Raw genomic sequence first — 16,017 nt, 5'->3', positions numbered from 1 at the left:
AAAGTACCGTTTCATGCCCCTGATCGACATGCCGGAATTTTCCGGAGAGCTACTGGAAGAATTCGCCGCGCGCCGCACGAGCCGGGTGAACACGCCCGTCATCCAGCCCGCCGAACCGTTTCTGGATATGGCCGGCGAGGATTTGCGCCGCCGTATCTTCATGACGGAGAGCGAGACGGGGACGAGTCTTTGCCTTCGCCCCGAATTTACCATCCCGGTTTGCCTGCGCCATATCGAGACGGCGACCGGCACGCCGAAGCGTTATTCCTATCTCGGCGAGGTCTTCCGCCAGCGCCGTGAGGGTGCGAACGAGTTTTATCAGGCCGGTATCGAAGACCTTGGCGATACCGATATTGCCGCTGCCGATGCCCGTGCCGTCATCGATGCGACCGGTATTCTGCAGCGCCTGCTGCCGGGCCGGGCGCTTGCCGTCACGCTGGGTGATCAGCAGGTGTTCGAGGCGGTGGTTGCCGCCCTTGGACTGCCGCTCGGTTGGCAGAAGCGGCTGGTGCAGGCCTTTGGCGATATGGCGCAGCTCGACGCGCTGCTGGAAAGCCTCGTGCATCCCAAGCCGATGACCGGTCTTGATGCCCGGGTCGCGGGCCTGCTGGCGACTGGCGACGAGGCGGTGCTGGTCGATTATCTCGATACGGTGATGCAAGAGACCGGCTATTCCACCAATGCCAGCCGTTCGCCGCAGGAAATCGCCCGCCGTCTGCGGGAGAAACTGGCGCTTGCGGCCACCCGCCTGCCGGATGATAGCTTCGCGCTGCTCAAGCAGTTTCTGGCCCTGAAAGCGCCCCTGCCGCAGGCTTCGCAGGTTCTGGCTGATTTTGCCGCAAAGGCGAAGCTGAAACTTGACGGCGCGCTTTCCGCTTTCGACAAACGTGTCGCAGCCCTTGCCAATGCCGGTGTCGATCTTGAGACCGTCACCTATGGCGCGGCCTTCGGCCGTCCGCTCGATTATTATACCGGCCTTGTTTTCGAGGTGGTGGAAGCGGGTGGAGACAGCGTTCTGGCCGGTGGCGGCCGTTTCGACCGGCTGCTGACGCTGCTCGGCGCACAGGAAAAAATACCGGCTGTGGGTTTTTCGCTCTGGCTGGATCGCATCGAAGCGGTGCGGGGGAGCGACAAGCCATGATCACCATCGCATTGCCCTCCAAGGGCCGTATGAAGGAAGACGCTTCCGCCGTTCTGGAACGCGCCGGATTGAAGGTCGCGGCAGTCGGCAACGACCGCTCCTATCGCGGCCGTATCGAAGGACGGGACGATATCGAGATCGCCTATCTGTCGGCCTCCGAGATCGCCCGCGAGATCGGCGCGGGCACGGTGGATTTCGGCGTGACGGGTGAGGACCTTGTGCGCGAGGGACTGACCAATGCCGATGCGCAGGTGGAATTCTGCGCCCGCCTCGGTTTCGGTCATGCCGACGTCGTGGTCGCCGTGCCGGAAATCTGGCTGGATGTGGACAGCATGGCCGATCTCGGCGATGTCGCTTCGGAATTCCGCGCCCGTCATGGCCGCAGGCTGGCGATCGCCACCAAATACTGGCGGCTGACGCAGCAGTTCTTTTCGCGCCAGCACGGCATCCAGCTTTACCGTATCGTTGAAAGCCTTGGCGCGACCGAGGGTGCGCCGGCGGCGGGGCAGGCGGATATCATCGTCGATATCACCTCAACCGGTTCGACGCTGAAAGCCAATCATCTGAAAATCCTCTCCGACGGCATCATTGTCCGTTCGGAGGCCTGCTTTGTCCGCGCCCGTAAGCCGGAGCACGATGGCGATGCAAGGGTTGAGGAGATCGCGTCGCGCATAAGAGCGGCGGTCTGACGCCAGACAAAAAAAGCCGCCGGAGCGATCCGGCGGCTTTTTTGTTGGTCGATCTATCTGGCTCAGGCGTGGGCCACAGCCGCGCCGCGCTTTGCGTCGACGGAGTAGGCGCCAGCGCCGAAGGCGGCAAGCAGGATGTAAGCGCCGGCAAGCGTGATGTTCTTCACCATCATGATGCCGTTCAGCGTGTTGATCCAGCCAAGAGCCGGCTCAGGCCAGCCGGGAACGGCAACGGTGCCGCTGTGGAAAACCAGACCGGTGAAGACGCAGAAGACGGCAAGCGCCCAGGCGGCGATTTTGGTCTGGAAACCAGCGAGAATGGCAAGACCGGCAACGAGTTCGAACAGGCCTGCGACATAGGCAAGCGCGGTTGCGGCGGGCAGGCCGGCGCCGGTGATCATGCCGGCCGTGCCGGCCGGATCGACGAGCTTGCTGAAGCCCGAAGTAATGAAGATGAAGGAAAGCAGAATGCGGGCGATGAGAACGAGAACGTTCTGGCTGCTGGACATGGATATCTCCGGTAATTGATCGGCGTGTTGCCGGTTGATCTGCAGGGCAATGTCTGGAGACATCAATGTCGGAAAATCACTCATCCATAAAGATGAACAACAGAAGACAAATTGTCTTCATTTTGTGAACGGTGGATGGCATCGCTGCAAAAAGCCTTAGGCGGCGAAGCGAATATCCTCAAGACGCGGAAACAGGAAAAGCCCTGATATGCGCCCTTGCTGGCCGTCTTCGAAGCCGGAAGATTCACCCATGCAGATGACCGGCTGCCGCATTGCCGGCAAGATGGAGAGGCCGGTTGAAAAACAGAAACGTGAGGGCGCCGTGGAAACCTGCTCGAAAAGTTCCAGCACGCGGGCGTGGTCAGCGCGGTCGTAACAGCGGACAAGGCTCAGCAACCCGCACTCGCCCGGCGGCAGGCCGTGCATGAATGATGCGTGTTCGCCGAGCCGGATGACGCCGCTCGAAAGATCGCTGCTCCACTCCTCCGAAATGAAGAAATGCGACATGGTCCGGGGATCGGGCGTGGTCGTCACCGCCGTTGGCAGAGCATCGTTGCGTCTTGATATTTCAAACAAATCGCGCCCCCGCATGAACACGTGCCAGCGCCGCCATTTCTAGCGCCACTGCCAGGTTGAACCTTTACCGCCACCCGCAGTCGAACGTGTTTGCCAAGCATCGAAACCCCTTCAATGCTCGCCGCCCAGTCGCGGAACCCTTACGGGGGCTGACTTATAGTTTATTTTCCCCTACCTACAACAACCAGTCAGTGAGAAAATCAAAAATATTATGTATTTCTTCTTCAAAATCGCGAGATTTGCGAAAAAGCACAACTAAATAGCGCACTTATAAGCCGGTCCGAGTGGAAATCAGGCCCGTATGGGGTGGTGATTCGCTCATGGCGCTGCCGCATTATTGCATGGGATGGCAAAAAATAGCCGGATAAAATCACGGCTGTTCCAAAACGGGACAATATTTGAGCGCTTCCGCTTTCGGCCTTCAGAATTATGCAACCGGTTGATTTTATTAGGCATCTCTCGCAAGAGAGACGACGTCCTCCTCGGCCTCGTGCCGAGGATCTAATCACGTCGCGGGAAATCAATCGGTTGCAGATCCCCGGGACAGGCCCAAAGATGACGCCCCTTTCGTCAAACGTGCAGGGACGGCAAAGAAAAAGGGCGGTCCGAAGACCGCCCTTTCTTATTCCAGTGACAGGACTGATTAGAAGTCCATGCCGCCCATGCCGCCACCGGGCATCTGCGGCATTGCCGATTCCTTCTTCGGAAGCTCGGCGATCATGGCTTCGGTGGTGATCAGCAGCGAAGCAACCGAAGCTGCGTTCTGCAGAGCCGTACGTACAACCTTGACCGGGTCGACGATGCCGAGCTGGATCAGGTCGCCATATTCGCCGGTCTGGGCGTTGTAGCCGTAGTTGTCTTCGTTCTTGTCGAGGATCTTGCCGACAACGATGGAAGCTTCGTCACCTGCGTTTTCTGCGATCTGGCGAACCAGAGACTGCAGAGCCTTACGCACGATGTTGATGCCGGCTTCCTGGTCGTCGTTTGCACCCTTGACGGTGATCTTCGTGGAAGAACGCAGCAGGGCAACGCCGCCGCCCGGTACGATACCTTCCTGAACAGCAGCGCGCGTCGCGTTGAGAGCGTCGTCAATGCGGTCCTTCTTTTCCTTCACTTCAACTTCCGTCGAACCGCCAACGCGGATCACGGCAACGCCGCCAGCGAGCTTGGCAAGACGTTCCTGCAGCTTTTCGCGGTCGTAGTCGGAAGTGGTTTCTTCGATCTGCGCCTTGATCTGGGCAACGCGGCCTTCGATGTCGGACTTCTGGCCTGCGCCGTCAACGATCGTGGTGTTTTCCTTGGAGATCGAAACCTTCTTCGACTTGCCGAGCATGTCGAGGGTAACGCTTTCGAGCTTGATGCCGAGGTCTTCGGAAATGACGGTACCACCGGTCAGGATGGCGATGTCTTCCAGCATGGCCTTGCGGCGGTCGCCGAAGCCCGGAGCCTTGACGGCAGCGATCTTGAGGCCGCCACGCAGCTTGTTGACGACGAGCGTTGCAAGAGCTTCGCCTTCTACGTCTTCAGCGATGATGACGAGCGGCTTGCCGGTCTGAACGACAGCTTCGAGAACCGGCAGCATAGCCTGGAGGTTCGAAAGCTTCTTTTCGTGCAGAAGGATGTATGCGTCTTCGAGGTCCGCAACCATCTTTTCCGGGTTGGTCACGAAGTAAGGCGACAGGTAGCCGCGGTCGAACTGCATGCCTTCGACGACTTCGAGTTCGGTTTCAGCGGTCTTGGCTTCTTCAACGGTGATGACGCCTTCGTTGCCGACGCGCTGCATTGCTTCAGCAATGTCGAGACCGATCTGACGCTCGCCGTTTGCAGAGATCGTGCCGACCTGTGCAACTTCTTCCGAAGTGTTGATCTTCTTGGCCTTGGCCTGAAGGTCCTTGACGACTTCTGCAACGGCCAGATCGATACCGCGCTTGAGGTCCATCGGGTTCATGCCGGCAGCAACTGCCTTTGCACCTTCGCGAACGATGGCCTGGGCCAGAACGGTCGCGGTGGTGGTGCCGTCACCAGCGATGTCGTTGGTCTTGGAAGCGACTTCGCGAACGAGCTGTGCGCCCATGTTCTCGAACTTGTCTTCCAGTTCGATTTCCTTGGCGACCGAAACGCCGTCCTTGGTGATGCGCGGAGCGCCGAAGGACTTGTCGATAACGACGTTACGACCCTTCGGGCCGAGGGTGACCTTCACTGCATCAGCGAGAATGTCGACGCCCTTGAGCATCTTTTCGCGCGCTGAGCGGCCGAATTTGACTTCTTTGGCTGCCATTTTCAAAACTCCTGGTTTCGAACGGCCGGAATGGATCCGGCTTGAAATTTAAGGAAACGATGGGTTCGGCGAAATCAGCCGATGATACCCATGATGTCGGCTTCCTTCATGATCAGAAGGTCTTCGCCGTCGAGCTTGACTTCGGTGCCCGACCACTTGCCGAACAGGACGCGATCGCCAACCTTGACGTCGAGAGCGACGACCTTGCCGGCCTCATCGCGAGCGCCGGAACCGACGGCGACGATTTCGCCTTCCTGCGGCTTTTCCTTGGCGGTATCGGGAATGATGATGCCGCCCTTGGTCTTTGCTTCGGATTCAACGCGACGAACCACGACGCGATCGTGAAGCGGGCGGAAATTGGTGCTTGTCATTGCCTAATCCCTCGATCAAATGACTGCGCGAGCTTTTGGAACTCGCCTGATGGGTGTTAGCACTCTCCTTTATCGAGTGCCAGCGGAACCGAGATAAGGAGGGCGTCTGCCGGAGTCAAGAACGCCCTGTCTGAAAAATTTCATGGCTTATGGTTATCAGCGTTCCATGACAGAAATTTCCCATGTGCGGATGCGCGCCATGACGACATTCTTTTCGCGCGATGCGCGTCGCATCCATCTGCGGGACATTTGTGTTCATGCTGCGTCAGGCGGGGCCGAAGACCGGTCACGCACCGCTTTTTTCCTTGCCATCGGCGTCCCGCTTTGCGATGTGACGCTCACCCTCTTCTCGCATCCGGAAAGCATCTCATGGCCCACCGCATTCTCACTCTCGGCGAAATCACTGATGGGTTCGACGTTATTCTTTCGGATGTCTGGGGCGTGCTGCACAATGGGGTGAGCGCCTTTCCGGATGCGGCGGTTGCGCTGCGGGAAGCGCGCAAGGCTGGCAAGACGGTGGTGCTCATCACCAATTCGCCGCGTCCCGCCCCCGGCGTCATCGCCCAGCTTCGCGTTCTCGGCGTGCCTGATGAGGCCTATGACCGCATCATCACCTCGGGCGACGTTACCCGTGGTCTGATCGCGGAAGGCCCGAAAAAGGTCTTCCTGCTCGGCCCGGAACGGGACATGCCGCTGCTGGAAGGTCTCGATGTCGAATGTGTCGGCGAGGCGGAAACGGAATCCGTGGTCTGCACCGGCTTCTTCGACGACGAGACGGAGACGCCCGAAGACTATACCGAAATGCTCAAGGGCTTCATTGCCCGCAAGGTGCCGATGATCTGCGCCAACCCCGATCTGGTGGTGGAACGCGGCGAGCGCATCATTCCCTGCGCCGGCGCCATGGCCGCCTATTACGAACAGCTCGGCGGCGAAGTCCGCATTGCCGGCAAGCCGCATGCGCCGATCTATGAAGCCTGCTTAGCTGCGGCCAGGGAAGTGCGCGGCGCCTTCGCCAAGGATCGCGTGCTCGCCATCGGTGACGGCATGCCGACGGATGTGAAGGGCGCGATTGCGAGCGGTCTCAACCTTCTCTATATCAGCGGCGGCATTCACGCTGCCGAATATACGCTGAACGGCCAGACGGACGAGGCGCTTCTCAACGCCTATCTCAAGGGGCAGGGTGCTGCTCCCGGCTGGTGGATGCCCCGTCTCGCCTGAGGATATCTCGCCTGAGGAATAGCTGGCGCAGGAATGGATCGATTGCCATGACCGTCTTTCACCGCAATGAAAAAAAGGAGCCGCTGCCGGAAGCTCTTCGTGGCGGCGTCATCGCCATCGGCAATTTCGACGGCGTGCATCGCGGCCACCGGGCTGTGCTGGATCGTGCTCTGGAACTGGCGGAAGCCCGTGGCGTTCCCGCGCTGGTGCTGACCTTCGAGCCGCATCCCCGTTCCGTCTTCCGTCCCGACACGCCGGTGTTTCGCCTCACGCCCGCGCCTTTGAAGGCGCGCATCCTTGAGGCCATCGGTTTCCGCTCCGTCATCGAATATCCCTTCGACCGGGAATTTTCGCAGCGCTCGGCGGAGGAATTCGTTCAATCCATCCTGGTCGACTGGCTTCATGCCAGCGCCGTCGTCACCGGCTTCGATTTCCATTTCGGCAAGGGCCGCGAAGGCGGCCCGGCATTCCTGATGGAGGCCGGCAAACGCCATGGTTTTGACGTGACGCTGGTGGATGCCTTCCGCGACGAGGGTGCGGATGTCGTCTCCTCCAGCCGTATCCGCTCGCTTCTGTGCGACGGTGATGTGGCAGGCGCCGCAGGCCTGCTCGGATACCGCTTCACGGTGGAAAGCGAGGTCATCGGCGGCCAGAAGCTGGGGCGCACGCTGGGTTATCCCACCGCCAACATGGCGCTCGCCCCGGAAACGGAACTGAAGGCCGGCATCTATGCCGTGCGGTTCCGTCGCCCCGATGGTTCTATCCACGATGGCGTGGCAAGCTTCGGTTATCGTCCGACCGTCACCGAAAACGGCGCGGCGCTGCTCGAAACATTCGTCTTCGATTTCTCCGGCGATCTGTACGGCGAGGTCTGTTCGGTCTCCTTCTTCGGTCACCTGCGCGATGAACTGAAATTCGATGGCCTCGATCCGCTCGTCGCCCAGATCAGGCGCGATGAAGAAGAGGCGAGAGCGATGTTATCGGGCGTGCGCCCGCTCAGCGCGTTGGATGCGAAGATTGCGTTTTGATCTGATGAGACCTGTCAGCCCATATTCCGGGCTATATTGCCGTCGCTTTTCTCTTCCTTTTTGCCGGAAAACCGCATAAACAACCGGCCATGTCCCAATACCGGTTGAAGTTTACAGTTCAGATTGGCCGAATTATTGGCCCGGCCTTCCGCCCGCTCTGACGAGCCGGAAGGTCCGGGATTTTGGCGCTTGTCATGGCATTTGTCATGGCGCTTTCCGTATTTGCCCCTCTTTGAAATTGAGACGGCGCGACCGACACGGCGCGCAACAACGGTACGATTATGAGCGACACCGCAGAAAAACTGGACTACTCCTCCACCCTCTATCTGCCGCAGACGGATTTTCCGATGCGCGCTGGCCTGCCGCAGAAGGAACCGGAAACGGTGAAGCGCTGGCAGGAGATGGGCCTCTACAAGCGCCTGCGCGCCTCCGCCGCCGGCCGCGAGAAATTCGTGCTGCATGACGGCCCGCCCTATGCCAACGGCAACATCCATATCGGCCATGCACTGAACAAGATCCTGAAGGACGTCATCACCCGCTCTTTCCAGATGCGCGGCTTCGACGCCAATTACGTTCCGGGCTGGGATTGCCACGGCCTGCCGATCGAATGGAAGATCGAGGAAGCCTATCGCGCCAAGGGCAAGAACAAGGACGAGGTTCCGGTCAACGAATTCCGTAAGGAATGCCGTGACTTCGCGGCCGGCTGGATCAAGGTCCAGGCCGAAGAGTTCAAGCGTCTCGGCATCGAGGGCGACTTCGAAAATCCCTACACGACGATGAACTTCCACGCCGAAGCCCGCATCGCCGGCGAACTCCTGAAGATCGCCCGCACCGGCCAGCTCTATCGCGGCTCCAAGCCGATCATGTGGTCGGTCGTCGAGCGCACGGCGCTGGCGGAAGCCGAAGTCGAATATGCGGATGTCGAGAGTGACATGATCTGGGTGAAGTTCCCGGTAAAGGACGCTGCGCCCGCGCTTGCCGGCGTTTCCGTCGTCATCTGGACGACCACACCGTGGACCATCCCCGGCAACCGCGCCATCGCGTTTTCTTCGCGGGTCGAATATGGCCTGTTCGAAGTCGAGAGCGCCCAGAATGATTTCGGTCCGCAGCCGGGTGAAAAGCTGATCTTCGCCAGGAAGCTCGCCGATGAGGCCGCAGCCAAGGCAAAGCTGACCTTCAAGATCGTTCGCGACGTGAAAACCGAAGAACTGGCCGCCATCACCTGCGCCCATCCTTTGGCGTCGCTTGGCTATGATTTCCCGGTTCCGCTTCTCGAAGGCGATCACGTCACCGACGATGCCGGTACGGGCTTCGTGCACACCGCGCCGAGCCACGGTCGTGAGGACTTTGACGTCTGGACCGCGCATCAGCGCGAGCTGGAAGCGCGCGGCGTTTCGTCGGCCATCCCATTCCCGGTCGGTGACGATGGTTTCTACACCGAAGACGCTCCCGGTTTCGGCCCGTCCGCCGAAGGCGGCGCTGCCCGCGTCATGGACGATAACGGCAAGAAGGGCGACGCCAACGACCGCGTCATCAAGGCGCTGATCGCTACCAATAACCTCTTTGCCCGCGGCCGTCTGAAGCACAGCTATCCGCATAGCTGGCGCTCCAAGAAGCCGGTCATCTTCCGCAACACGCCGCAATGGTTCGTCTATATGGACAAGGAACTGGGCGACGGCACGACGCTGCGTTCGCGCTCCTTGAACGCCATCGATCAGACCCGCTTCGTTCCGGCCTCCGGCCAGAACCGCCTGCGCGCCATGATCGAAGGCCGTCCCGACTGGGTTCTGTCGCGCCAGCGCAGCTGGGGCGTGCCGATCGCCGTTTTCGCAGACGAGCATGGTGAGGTTCTGGTCGACGAGGCCGTCAACGCCCGTATCATCGAGGCTTTCGAAGCTGAAGGTGCGGATGCCTGGTTTGCCGAAGGCGCCAAGGAACGTTTCCTCGGCAATGACCACGACCACGCCAAATGGCAGCAGGTCATGGACATCCTCGATGTGTGGTTCGACAGCGGTTGCACCCACACCTTCACGCTTGAAGACCGCCCGGACATGAAGTGGCCGGCGGATGTCTATCTCGAAGGTTCCGACCAGCATCGCGGCTGGTTCCATTCGTCGCTGCTCGAAAGCTGCGCGACGCGCGGCCGCGCGCCCTATAACGCCGTTGTCACCCATGGTTTCACCATGGATGAGAAGGGCGAGAAGATGTCCAAGTCCAAGGGCAACGTCGTCTCGCCGCAGGAAGTCATGAAGGACGCCGGCGCCGATATCCTGCGCCTGTGGGTCATGACGACGGATTACTGGGAAGACCAGCGTCTCGGCAAGGCCATCATCCAGACCAATGTCGATGCCTATCGCAAGCTGCGTAACACCATCCGCTGGATGCTCGGTACGCTCGCTCATTATGAGGGCGAAGAGATCGCCTATGACGATCTGCCGGAGCTGGAAAAGCTGGTGCTGCATCGCCTGTCCGATCTGGATAAGGTCGTGCGCGAGGGTTATGACGGCTTCGAGTTCAAGAAGATCGCCCGCGCGCTGGTGGATTTCGCCAATGTCGAGCTTTCGGCCTTCTATTTCGATATCCGCAAGGACACGCTCTATTGCGACGCGCCGTCGTCGCTGAAGCGCCGGGCATCGCTGTCGGTCATCGCCAAGCTGTTCGATTGCCTTGTTTCCTGGCTCGCGCCCATGCTGCCCTTCACCACCGAAGAAGCGTGGCTATCGCGTTATCCGGATGCGGAATCGGTGCATCTTGCCCAGTTCCCGGAAATCCCGGCGGAATGGAAGAACGACGCGCTGGAAGCGAAGTGGGAGAAAATCCGCAAGGTCCGCACGGTCGTGACAGGCGCGCTGGAAGTCGAACGCCGCGAAAAGCGTATCGGCTCCTCGCTCGAAGCCGCGCCCGTCGTGCACATTGCCGACGCCGATCTTCTGGCGGCGCTGAAGGGGCAGGATTTCGCCGAAATCTGCATCACCTCGGCCATCTCGGTGGTTGGTGACGAAGGCCCCGCCGATGGCTTCCGCCTGCCGGAAGTGGCAAAGGTCGTGGTCGAGCAGAAGCTGGCGGAGGGCGTAAAATGCGCTCGCTCCTGGCGCATCACCACCGATGTCGGTTCCGATCCGGACTATCCGGAGGTTTCCGCCCGCGATGCGGCCGCGCTGCGCGAGCTTGCAGCCCTCGCATAATGAAAATGGCCGGATGAATTGCGCTTTGCCTCTTCATCCGGTACACCTGCCTGAAAATGGCCGGATTTGCACGGCAATGCGGGCTGCCGCCTGCCGAAAGACGATGTCTGGCGCAGTGGGACGGACGGCTGGAAGGGTTTCGATGAAGACGATGCAGGGTAATGCGCAGGGTTTGGGCATGTTTCGCACGGTTGTTGGCATCACGGCGATAGGCGTGTTGCTCGGCGCCTGCACGAGCCCGACCTACGGTACGGGCAAGACGGCGGCTGAACAGCTTGTCGACGATCTTGGCAACGCGACCTCGATCACCGGTGACCAGAGCAAGCGCAACCTGAAATACAGCCCCCGCCCGGGTCTCGTCGTTCCCGCCCAGACCCGTGCCGAACAGCTGGCCACGCCGCAGCAGAACATGGCAAGCCGCGAAAACAACCCGCAATGGGTGGAATCGCCGGAAGAGACCCGCGAGCGCCTGCGCGACGAGGCGGATGCCAATAAGAACAACCCGCATTACCGCTCGCCGTTGCTCGCCGGTAACGGCACTGCCGGCCAGATGACCGAAAGCCAGAAATGGGAAGCCTTCCGCAAGGCGAAGGCCGAAGCCCAGGGCGGCTCGGTCGTCAACGCCCAGCGCAAGTTCCTCACCGACCCGCCGGCTGAATATCGCAGCGTCCCGCAGGATCAGTTGACCGATCTCGGCGAGCCTGAGCAGAAAAAAGAAAAGCGCCGCAAGAAAGAAGCGGCTGTCGCCGGCACCGGCAAGAGCTGGTGGAACCCCTTCCAGTAAAAACGAATGGCTGATGGCCTGCGGGAAAGCATGAGCCTCCCGCCGGCCGCTCAATCGTCGAGGCGTTTCTCGCGAAAGAATTGCCGCAGGATGTCGGCACTTTCGCTTTCCGCCAGCCCGGAATAGACATCCGGCGCGTGGTGGCAGGTCGGCTGGCTGAAGAAGCGCACGCCATTATGCACCGCGCCGCCCTTCGGGTCTTCCGCGCCATAATAGAGCCGGCGGATACGGGCGAATGAAATCGCCGCAGCACACATGGTGCAGGGCTCCAGTGTCACGTAGAGATCAGCGCCGGGCAGGCGTTCCTGCTCCAGCGCTTCGCAGGCCATGCGGATCACGGCGATTTCGGCGTGCGCCGTCACATCATTCAATTCACGGGTCCGGTTGCCGGAACGGGCGATGACGCGGCCGTCCAGAACCAGTACGGCGCCGATCGGAACCTCCTGCCGCTCGCCGGCGGCACGGGCTTCCGCCAGCGCCAGTTCCATGAAATGCGTCCTTTCGGCCATTGCGTTTCAATTTCCTCTTAACCCTTGTGCTTGGACCTGATAGGACAGCCCAAACAACAGGCAAACAGCAAATGACTTTTAAAGACAAGCCGAAGCGTGACGGCGGCAAGACAATTAGCCGCGACAAGAAGCCGAAAGGCCCCGGCAAGCCCGCCGCAGAGCGCGAAAAGAAACCGACCGAGGCAAAGGCCGCCCCGGCGCCGGAAACCGTTGGCGGCTCCAAGCCCGAGCGCATTTCCAAGATCATGGCGCGCGCAGGTGTGGCCTCGCGCCGCGATGTCGAGCGCATGATCATGGAAGGCCGCGTGTCGCTGAACGGCGTCAAGCTGGATACACCGGTGGTCAACGCCACGCTGTCCGACAAGATCGAAGTCGACGGCATGCCGATTCGCGGTGCCGAGCGCACGCGCCTGTGGCTCTATCACAAGCCCGCCGGTCTGGTGACGACCAACTCAGACCCGGAAGGCCGCCCCACCGTTTTCGACAATCTGCCGAGCGAACTGCCGCGCGTTCTGTCCATCGGCCGCCTCGATATCAATACCGAAGGCCTGCTGCTGCTCACCAATGATGGCGGTCTTTCCCGCGTGCTGGAACTGCCGACCACCGGCTGGCTGCGCCGTTACCGCGTGCGCGCCCATGGCGAGGTTGATCAGGCAGCGCTCGACAAGCTGAAGGAAGGCATTGCCGTCGATGGCGTGCTCTACGGCGCAATCGACGCGACGCTCGACCGTACCCAGGGTCACAACGTCTGGATCAGCATGGGCCTGCGTGAAGGCAAGAACCGCGAGATCAAGAACGTGCTCGGCGCACTCGGCCTCGAGGTCAACCGCCTGATCCGCGTTTCCTACGGTCCGTTCCAGCTCGGCGATCTCGCCGAAGGCAAGGTGCTGGAAGTGCGCGGCCGCATGCTGCGCGACCAGCTCGGACCGCGTCTGATCGAACAGGCCGGCGCCAATTTTGACGCGCCGATCTATAATGCGCCCGTTGAAGACGAGGAAGACAACACGCCGAAGCGGGCGGTGAAGTCCGAATGGGCAAAGAGCGATGCGCCGGAAGGCAAGCCGCGTTTCGACAAGGCTGCCGGCAAGCCGGAAGACCGTCGCGAAAAGGCGCTCGGACGGCTGGATACCAAGCGCGGCGACAAGCCGGCTGGCAAGTTCGGCTCCAAGCCCGCCGGGAAATTTGGCGCAAAGGGCCGCAGCGAGGATGATGGCGACGACCGCCGCCCACGCCAGCCCGCCGGCACCAGCCGCACGGCCAATGTCTGGATGGCGCCCGGTGCAAGGCCCACCCGTGATGGCAAGGAGCGCAAGTCTTCCGCCCGCGCGGAAGCCGAAAACCTCTTCAAGAAGCCTTCCGCCCAGGACGAGGCGCGCCGCAACGTTGTGCGGCATGCGGATGCCGATGGCGAGTGGATCCGCTCAGATTCCCCCCGCGAAGAAGAAGGTGGCCGCGGACGCGGCGACCGTCCGCGCGGCGAAAAGAGCTTTGGCGATCGTGGTGGCCGCGGCGGAAAGCCGTTCGGCGACCGGCCATTCCGCGACAAGCCGCGTGAAGAAGGTGATCGCCCGCGTGGCGACCGTCCGCGCGGCGAAAAGAGCTTCGGTGACCGCCCGGCGCGCGGCGGCAAACCTTTCGGCGACCGGCCGTTCCGTGACAAGCCGCGTGAAGAGGGTGATCGTCCGCGCAGTGACCGTCCACGCGGCGAAAAGAGTTTCGGTGATCGCACCGCCCGCGGTGAAAAACCTTTCGGTGACCGTCCGTTCCGCGACAGGCCCCGTGAAGACGGTGAGCGCCCACGCGGCGAGCGCCCGGCGGGAGACAAGCCTCGTGGCGGCAAGCCGGGCGGTAAACCCGGATTCGGCAAACCGTCCTTCGGAAAATCGGGCGAGCGTGGCGAACGTTCGGGTTTCTCAGGCAAGAGCAAAGGCCCCGGTGGTCCCGGCGGCGGCAAGCCGGGCGGCAAAGGCCCGGGTGGCAAACCTTCTGGAGGCAGGGGAATGACACGTAATGCGGATCGTAGGCGGTGAGTTCCGCGGCCGGACACTGGCCGCGCCGAAATCGAATTCCATTCGTCCGACCATCGACAGGACGCGGGAAAGCCTCTTCAACATTTTAAGCCACGCCTATCCGGAAAGTCTGGACGGCACGCGCGTTCTGGACGTTTTTGCCGGAACGGGCGCGGTTGGTCTGGAGGCGCTTTCGCGCGGCTGTCGTGTGGCGCTCTTCGTCGAAAACGGCGTCGAGGGCAGGGGGCTGCTCTGGGAAAATATCGATGCGCTGGGTCTGCATGGCCGCGCCCGCATTTTGCGGCGTGACGCCACCAAGCTCGGTGGTGTCAATAATATCGAGCCCTTCGATCTTCTCTTCGCCGACCCGCCCTATGGCCATGGCCATGGTGAGAAGGCTTTCTCTGCAGCCCATGGCGGCGGCTGGCTGACACCTGGCGCGCTTGCCATTCTGGAAGAGCGCGGCGATGTGGCGGTGAAGGTCGATCCGGTATTCAAGCCGCTCGAAAGCCGCATCTTCGGCGACACGAAAATGCATTTCTACCGCTACGAGCCCTAGAACCTTTCCAGGAAAAGTGGAGCCCGGTTTTCCGTCCGGAAATGCGACAGAACAAAGAGTTAGAGTGTTTTCGCGATTCGAAGAAAAGCGAAAACACTCTAATAGGAACGCCTCCCGTCACGCCACGGTCTTGTCTTGTTTGCCAAATAGGCAGAGTCTTTGCCGCGGAAAGAATTTGGGTGTTCGCATGGAGCAGGGTGTAAACGAAAGCATCACGATCGTCCGCGCCGGGGAAGAGGTTCTCCAAGTTGACGGCGCGGGTGGCCACGAGCCGACATTCGGACTGGCGCTCGGCGGCGGCGGGGCGCGGGGCATCTGCCACATCAACGTCATCGAGGCGCTGGACGAACTCGGCATCCGGCCCGTCGCGATTTCCGGTTCTTCCATCGGCTCCATCATCGGCGCGGGCATGGCAGCCGGCATGACCGGCCGCGAAATCCGCGAATACACGCTTGAACTCATGGGACGAAAGGGCTCGGTCGCCAACCGGCTCTGGAGCCTCGGCCCGGCATCGATGCGCCACGCGGTGGACGGTTTTCGCCTTGGGCAGTTCAACCTCGAACTCATTCTGCACGCGCTGATGCCGCAGGCTCTGCCGAAGGATTTTTCGGAGCTTGCCATTCCGCTCAAAGTGATAACCACAGACTATTACGCGCAGACCGAAGTGGTGGTGGAACGCGGGGAGATCATCCAGGCGCTGGCGGCATCCGCGGCCATTCCGGCACTGTTCATGCCTGTTCGTATCGATGGCCGCATCATGATCGATGGCGGCATCTTCAACCCCGTGCCCTATGAACATCTGCTGGATCGGGCCGATATCGTCATCGGCGTCGATGTCGTCGGCGGCCCCGAAGGCGACGGCACCACCATGCCGAACCGGCTGGACAGCCTGTTCGGCGCCAGCCAGCTGATGATGCAGGCGGCAATCGCCCTGAAACTGAGGTTACGCCCGCCGCATATTTTCCTGCGCCCGCCGGTGCACCGTTTCGGCGTGCTGGATTTCCTGAAGTCCGAGGAGGTGCTGAACGCGTCGGCTAGCATCAAGGACGACCTGAAACGGCAGATCGACATGCAGGTGGAGCTGTTTCATCGCGGGCAGGGTGTGGAGGCTTGAGCGGTACGTCCTGGATATTCGCTGGGAAACAAATGGCGCTCTTCCAG

The 16,017-nt window shown here is 61.1% G+C and carries 14 protein-coding genes; 9 read left to right on the top strand and 5 right to left on the bottom strand.

Annotated features, from left to right (window positions below; translation table 11 throughout):
• The first annotated feature begins 13 nt into the window (after positions 1 to 13).
• Together V6R85_RS04430 and hisG are read left to right on the top strand one after the other, a co-directional pair.
• Entirely contained in the window at positions 14 to 1,141 is a 1,128-nt protein-coding gene (locus V6R85_RS04430; protein WP_111781269.1) for an ATP phosphoribosyltransferase regulatory subunit, read from the top strand.
• Positions 1,138 to 1,830 carry an ATP phosphoribosyltransferase gene (gene hisG / locus V6R85_RS04425; RefSeq protein ID WP_003503184.1) on the top strand — a complete coding sequence of 231 codons (693 nt, stop codon included), beginning with the start codon at positions 1,138 to 1,140 and terminating at the stop codon, positions 1,828 to 1,830. Before V6R85_RS04430 ends, hisG begins: the two co-directional genes overlap by 4 nt.
• Before the next feature lie 62 nt (positions 1,831 to 1,892).
• Here hisG and V6R85_RS04420 read toward each other — a convergent pair whose 3' ends face one another.
• The 4 genes from V6R85_RS04420 to groES form a co-directional block, all read right to left on the bottom strand.
• Positions 1,893 to 2,339: a DoxX family protein gene (locus V6R85_RS04420; RefSeq protein WP_003503183.1), complete on the bottom strand. Its 447-nt coding sequence runs from the start codon at positions 2,337 to 2,339 to the stop codon at positions 1,893 to 1,895.
• A 156-nt stretch (positions 2,340 to 2,495) separates the two neighbouring features.
• Positions 2,496 to 2,930, bottom strand: coding sequence for a hypothetical protein (locus V6R85_RS04415; RefSeq protein ID WP_003503182.1), 435 nt, complete (start codon positions 2,928 to 2,930; stop codon positions 2,496 to 2,498).
• Positions 2,931 to 3,558: 628 nt separating this feature from the next.
• Positions 3,559 to 5,193, bottom strand: coding sequence for a chaperonin GroEL (gene groL, locus V6R85_RS04410; RefSeq protein WP_003503181.1), 1,635 nt, complete (start codon positions 5,191 to 5,193; stop codon positions 3,559 to 3,561).
• A gap of 74 nt (positions 5,194 to 5,267) precedes the next feature.
• Positions 5,268 to 5,564 (bottom strand): co-chaperone GroES, encoded by a 297-nt coding sequence (gene groES / locus V6R85_RS04405; RefSeq protein WP_003494080.1) that lies wholly within the window; start codon positions 5,562 to 5,564, stop codon positions 5,268 to 5,270.
• Between the two features lie 369 nt (positions 5,565 to 5,933).
• Here groES and V6R85_RS04400 point away from each other — a divergent pair, with 369 nt between their 5' ends.
• From V6R85_RS04400 to V6R85_RS04385, 4 genes are all read left to right on the top strand, one after another.
• A complete protein-coding gene (locus tag V6R85_RS04400; protein ID WP_031234240.1) occupies positions 5,934 to 6,782 on the top strand; it encodes a TIGR01459 family HAD-type hydrolase in 849 nt (282 codons plus the stop codon).
• 47 nt (positions 6,783 to 6,829) lie between these two features.
• Positions 6,830 to 7,810: a bifunctional riboflavin kinase/FAD synthetase gene (locus V6R85_RS04395; RefSeq protein WP_035261003.1), complete on the top strand. Its 981-nt coding sequence runs from the start codon at positions 6,830 to 6,832 to the stop codon at positions 7,808 to 7,810.
• 281 nt (positions 7,811 to 8,091) lie between these two features.
• Entirely contained in the window at positions 8,092 to 10,995 is a 2,904-nt protein-coding gene (ileS, locus tag V6R85_RS04390) for an isoleucine--tRNA ligase (protein ID WP_111833683.1), read from the top strand.
• A 142-nt stretch (positions 10,996 to 11,137) separates the two neighbouring features.
• On the top strand, positions 11,138 to 11,779 hold the full coding sequence (locus V6R85_RS04385) for a hypothetical protein (protein ID WP_020811949.1): 642 nt from the start codon (positions 11,138 to 11,140) through the stop codon (positions 11,777 to 11,779).
• 50 nt (positions 11,780 to 11,829) lie between these two features.
• Here V6R85_RS04385 and V6R85_RS04380 read toward each other — a convergent pair whose 3' ends face one another.
• Entirely contained in the window at positions 11,830 to 12,288 is a 459-nt protein-coding gene (locus tag V6R85_RS04380; RefSeq protein ID WP_003503170.1) for a nucleoside deaminase, read from the bottom strand.
• A 71-nt stretch (positions 12,289 to 12,359) separates the two neighbouring features.
• Between V6R85_RS04380 and V6R85_RS04375 the strand changes: the two genes are divergently transcribed.
• The 3 genes from V6R85_RS04375 (at position 12,360) to V6R85_RS04365 (ending at position 15,970) form a co-directional block, all read left to right on the top strand.
• Positions 12,360 to 14,318, top strand: coding sequence for a pseudouridine synthase (locus V6R85_RS04375; protein WP_111833682.1), 1,959 nt, complete (start codon positions 12,360 to 12,362; stop codon positions 14,316 to 14,318).
• On the top strand, positions 14,299 to 14,856 hold the full coding sequence (gene rsmD, locus V6R85_RS04370) for a 16S rRNA (guanine(966)-N(2))-methyltransferase RsmD (protein ID WP_003503166.1): 558 nt from the start codon (positions 14,299 to 14,301) through the stop codon (positions 14,854 to 14,856). The genes V6R85_RS04375 and rsmD overlap by 20 nt, the downstream gene beginning before the upstream one ends.
• Positions 14,857 to 15,043: 187 nt before the next feature.
• A complete protein-coding gene (locus V6R85_RS04365; RefSeq protein WP_111833681.1) occupies positions 15,044 to 15,970 on the top strand; it encodes a patatin-like phospholipase family protein in 927 nt (308 codons plus the stop codon).
• The last annotated feature ends 47 nt before the right edge of the window (positions 15,971 to 16,017 follow it).

Source organism: Agrobacterium sp. CCNWLW32 (assembly GCF_037083425.1).
In the GTDB taxonomy this organism is placed as follows: domain Bacteria; phylum Pseudomonadota; class Alphaproteobacteria; order Rhizobiales; family Rhizobiaceae; genus Agrobacterium; species Agrobacterium radiobacter.
This window is presented reverse-complemented; position numbering and strand designations above follow the sequence as displayed.

Coding starts and splice junctions, on each gene's coding strand:
- V6R85_RS04430 (WP_111781269.1), top strand. CDS start 14: ATGCCCCTGATCGACATGCCGGAATTTTCCGGAGAGCTACTGGAAGAA.
- hisG (WP_003503184.1), top strand. CDS start 1,138: ATGATCACCATCGCATTGCCCTCCAAGGGCCGTATGAAGGAAGACGCT.
- V6R85_RS04420 (WP_003503183.1), bottom strand. CDS start 2,339: ATGTCCAGCAGCCAGAACGTTCTCGTTCTCATCGCCCGCATTCTGCTT.
- V6R85_RS04415 (WP_003503182.1), bottom strand. CDS start 2,930: ATGCGGGGGCGCGATTTGTTTGAAATATCAAGACGCAACGATGCTCTG.
- groL (WP_003503181.1), bottom strand. CDS start 5,193: ATGGCAGCCAAAGAAGTCAAATTCGGCCGCTCAGCGCGCGAAAAGATG.
- groES (WP_003494080.1), bottom strand. CDS start 5,564: ATGACAAGCACCAATTTCCGCCCGCTTCACGATCGCGTCGTGGTTCGT.
- V6R85_RS04400 (WP_031234240.1), top strand. CDS start 5,934: ATGGCCCACCGCATTCTCACTCTCGGCGAAATCACTGATGGGTTCGAC.
- V6R85_RS04395 (WP_035261003.1), top strand. CDS start 6,830: ATGACCGTCTTTCACCGCAATGAAAAAAAGGAGCCGCTGCCGGAAGCT.
- ileS (WP_111833683.1), top strand. CDS start 8,092: ATGAGCGACACCGCAGAAAAACTGGACTACTCCTCCACCCTCTATCTG.
- V6R85_RS04385 (WP_020811949.1), top strand. CDS start 11,138: ATGAAGACGATGCAGGGTAATGCGCAGGGTTTGGGCATGTTTCGCACG.
- V6R85_RS04380 (WP_003503170.1), bottom strand. CDS start 12,288: ATGGCCGAAAGGACGCATTTCATGGAACTGGCGCTGGCGGAAGCCCGT.
- V6R85_RS04375 (WP_111833682.1), top strand. CDS start 12,360: ATGACTTTTAAAGACAAGCCGAAGCGTGACGGCGGCAAGACAATTAGC.
- rsmD (WP_003503166.1), top strand. CDS start 14,299: ATGCGGATCGTAGGCGGTGAGTTCCGCGGCCGGACACTGGCCGCGCCG.
- V6R85_RS04365 (WP_111833681.1), top strand. CDS start 15,044: ATGGAGCAGGGTGTAAACGAAAGCATCACGATCGTCCGCGCCGGGGAA.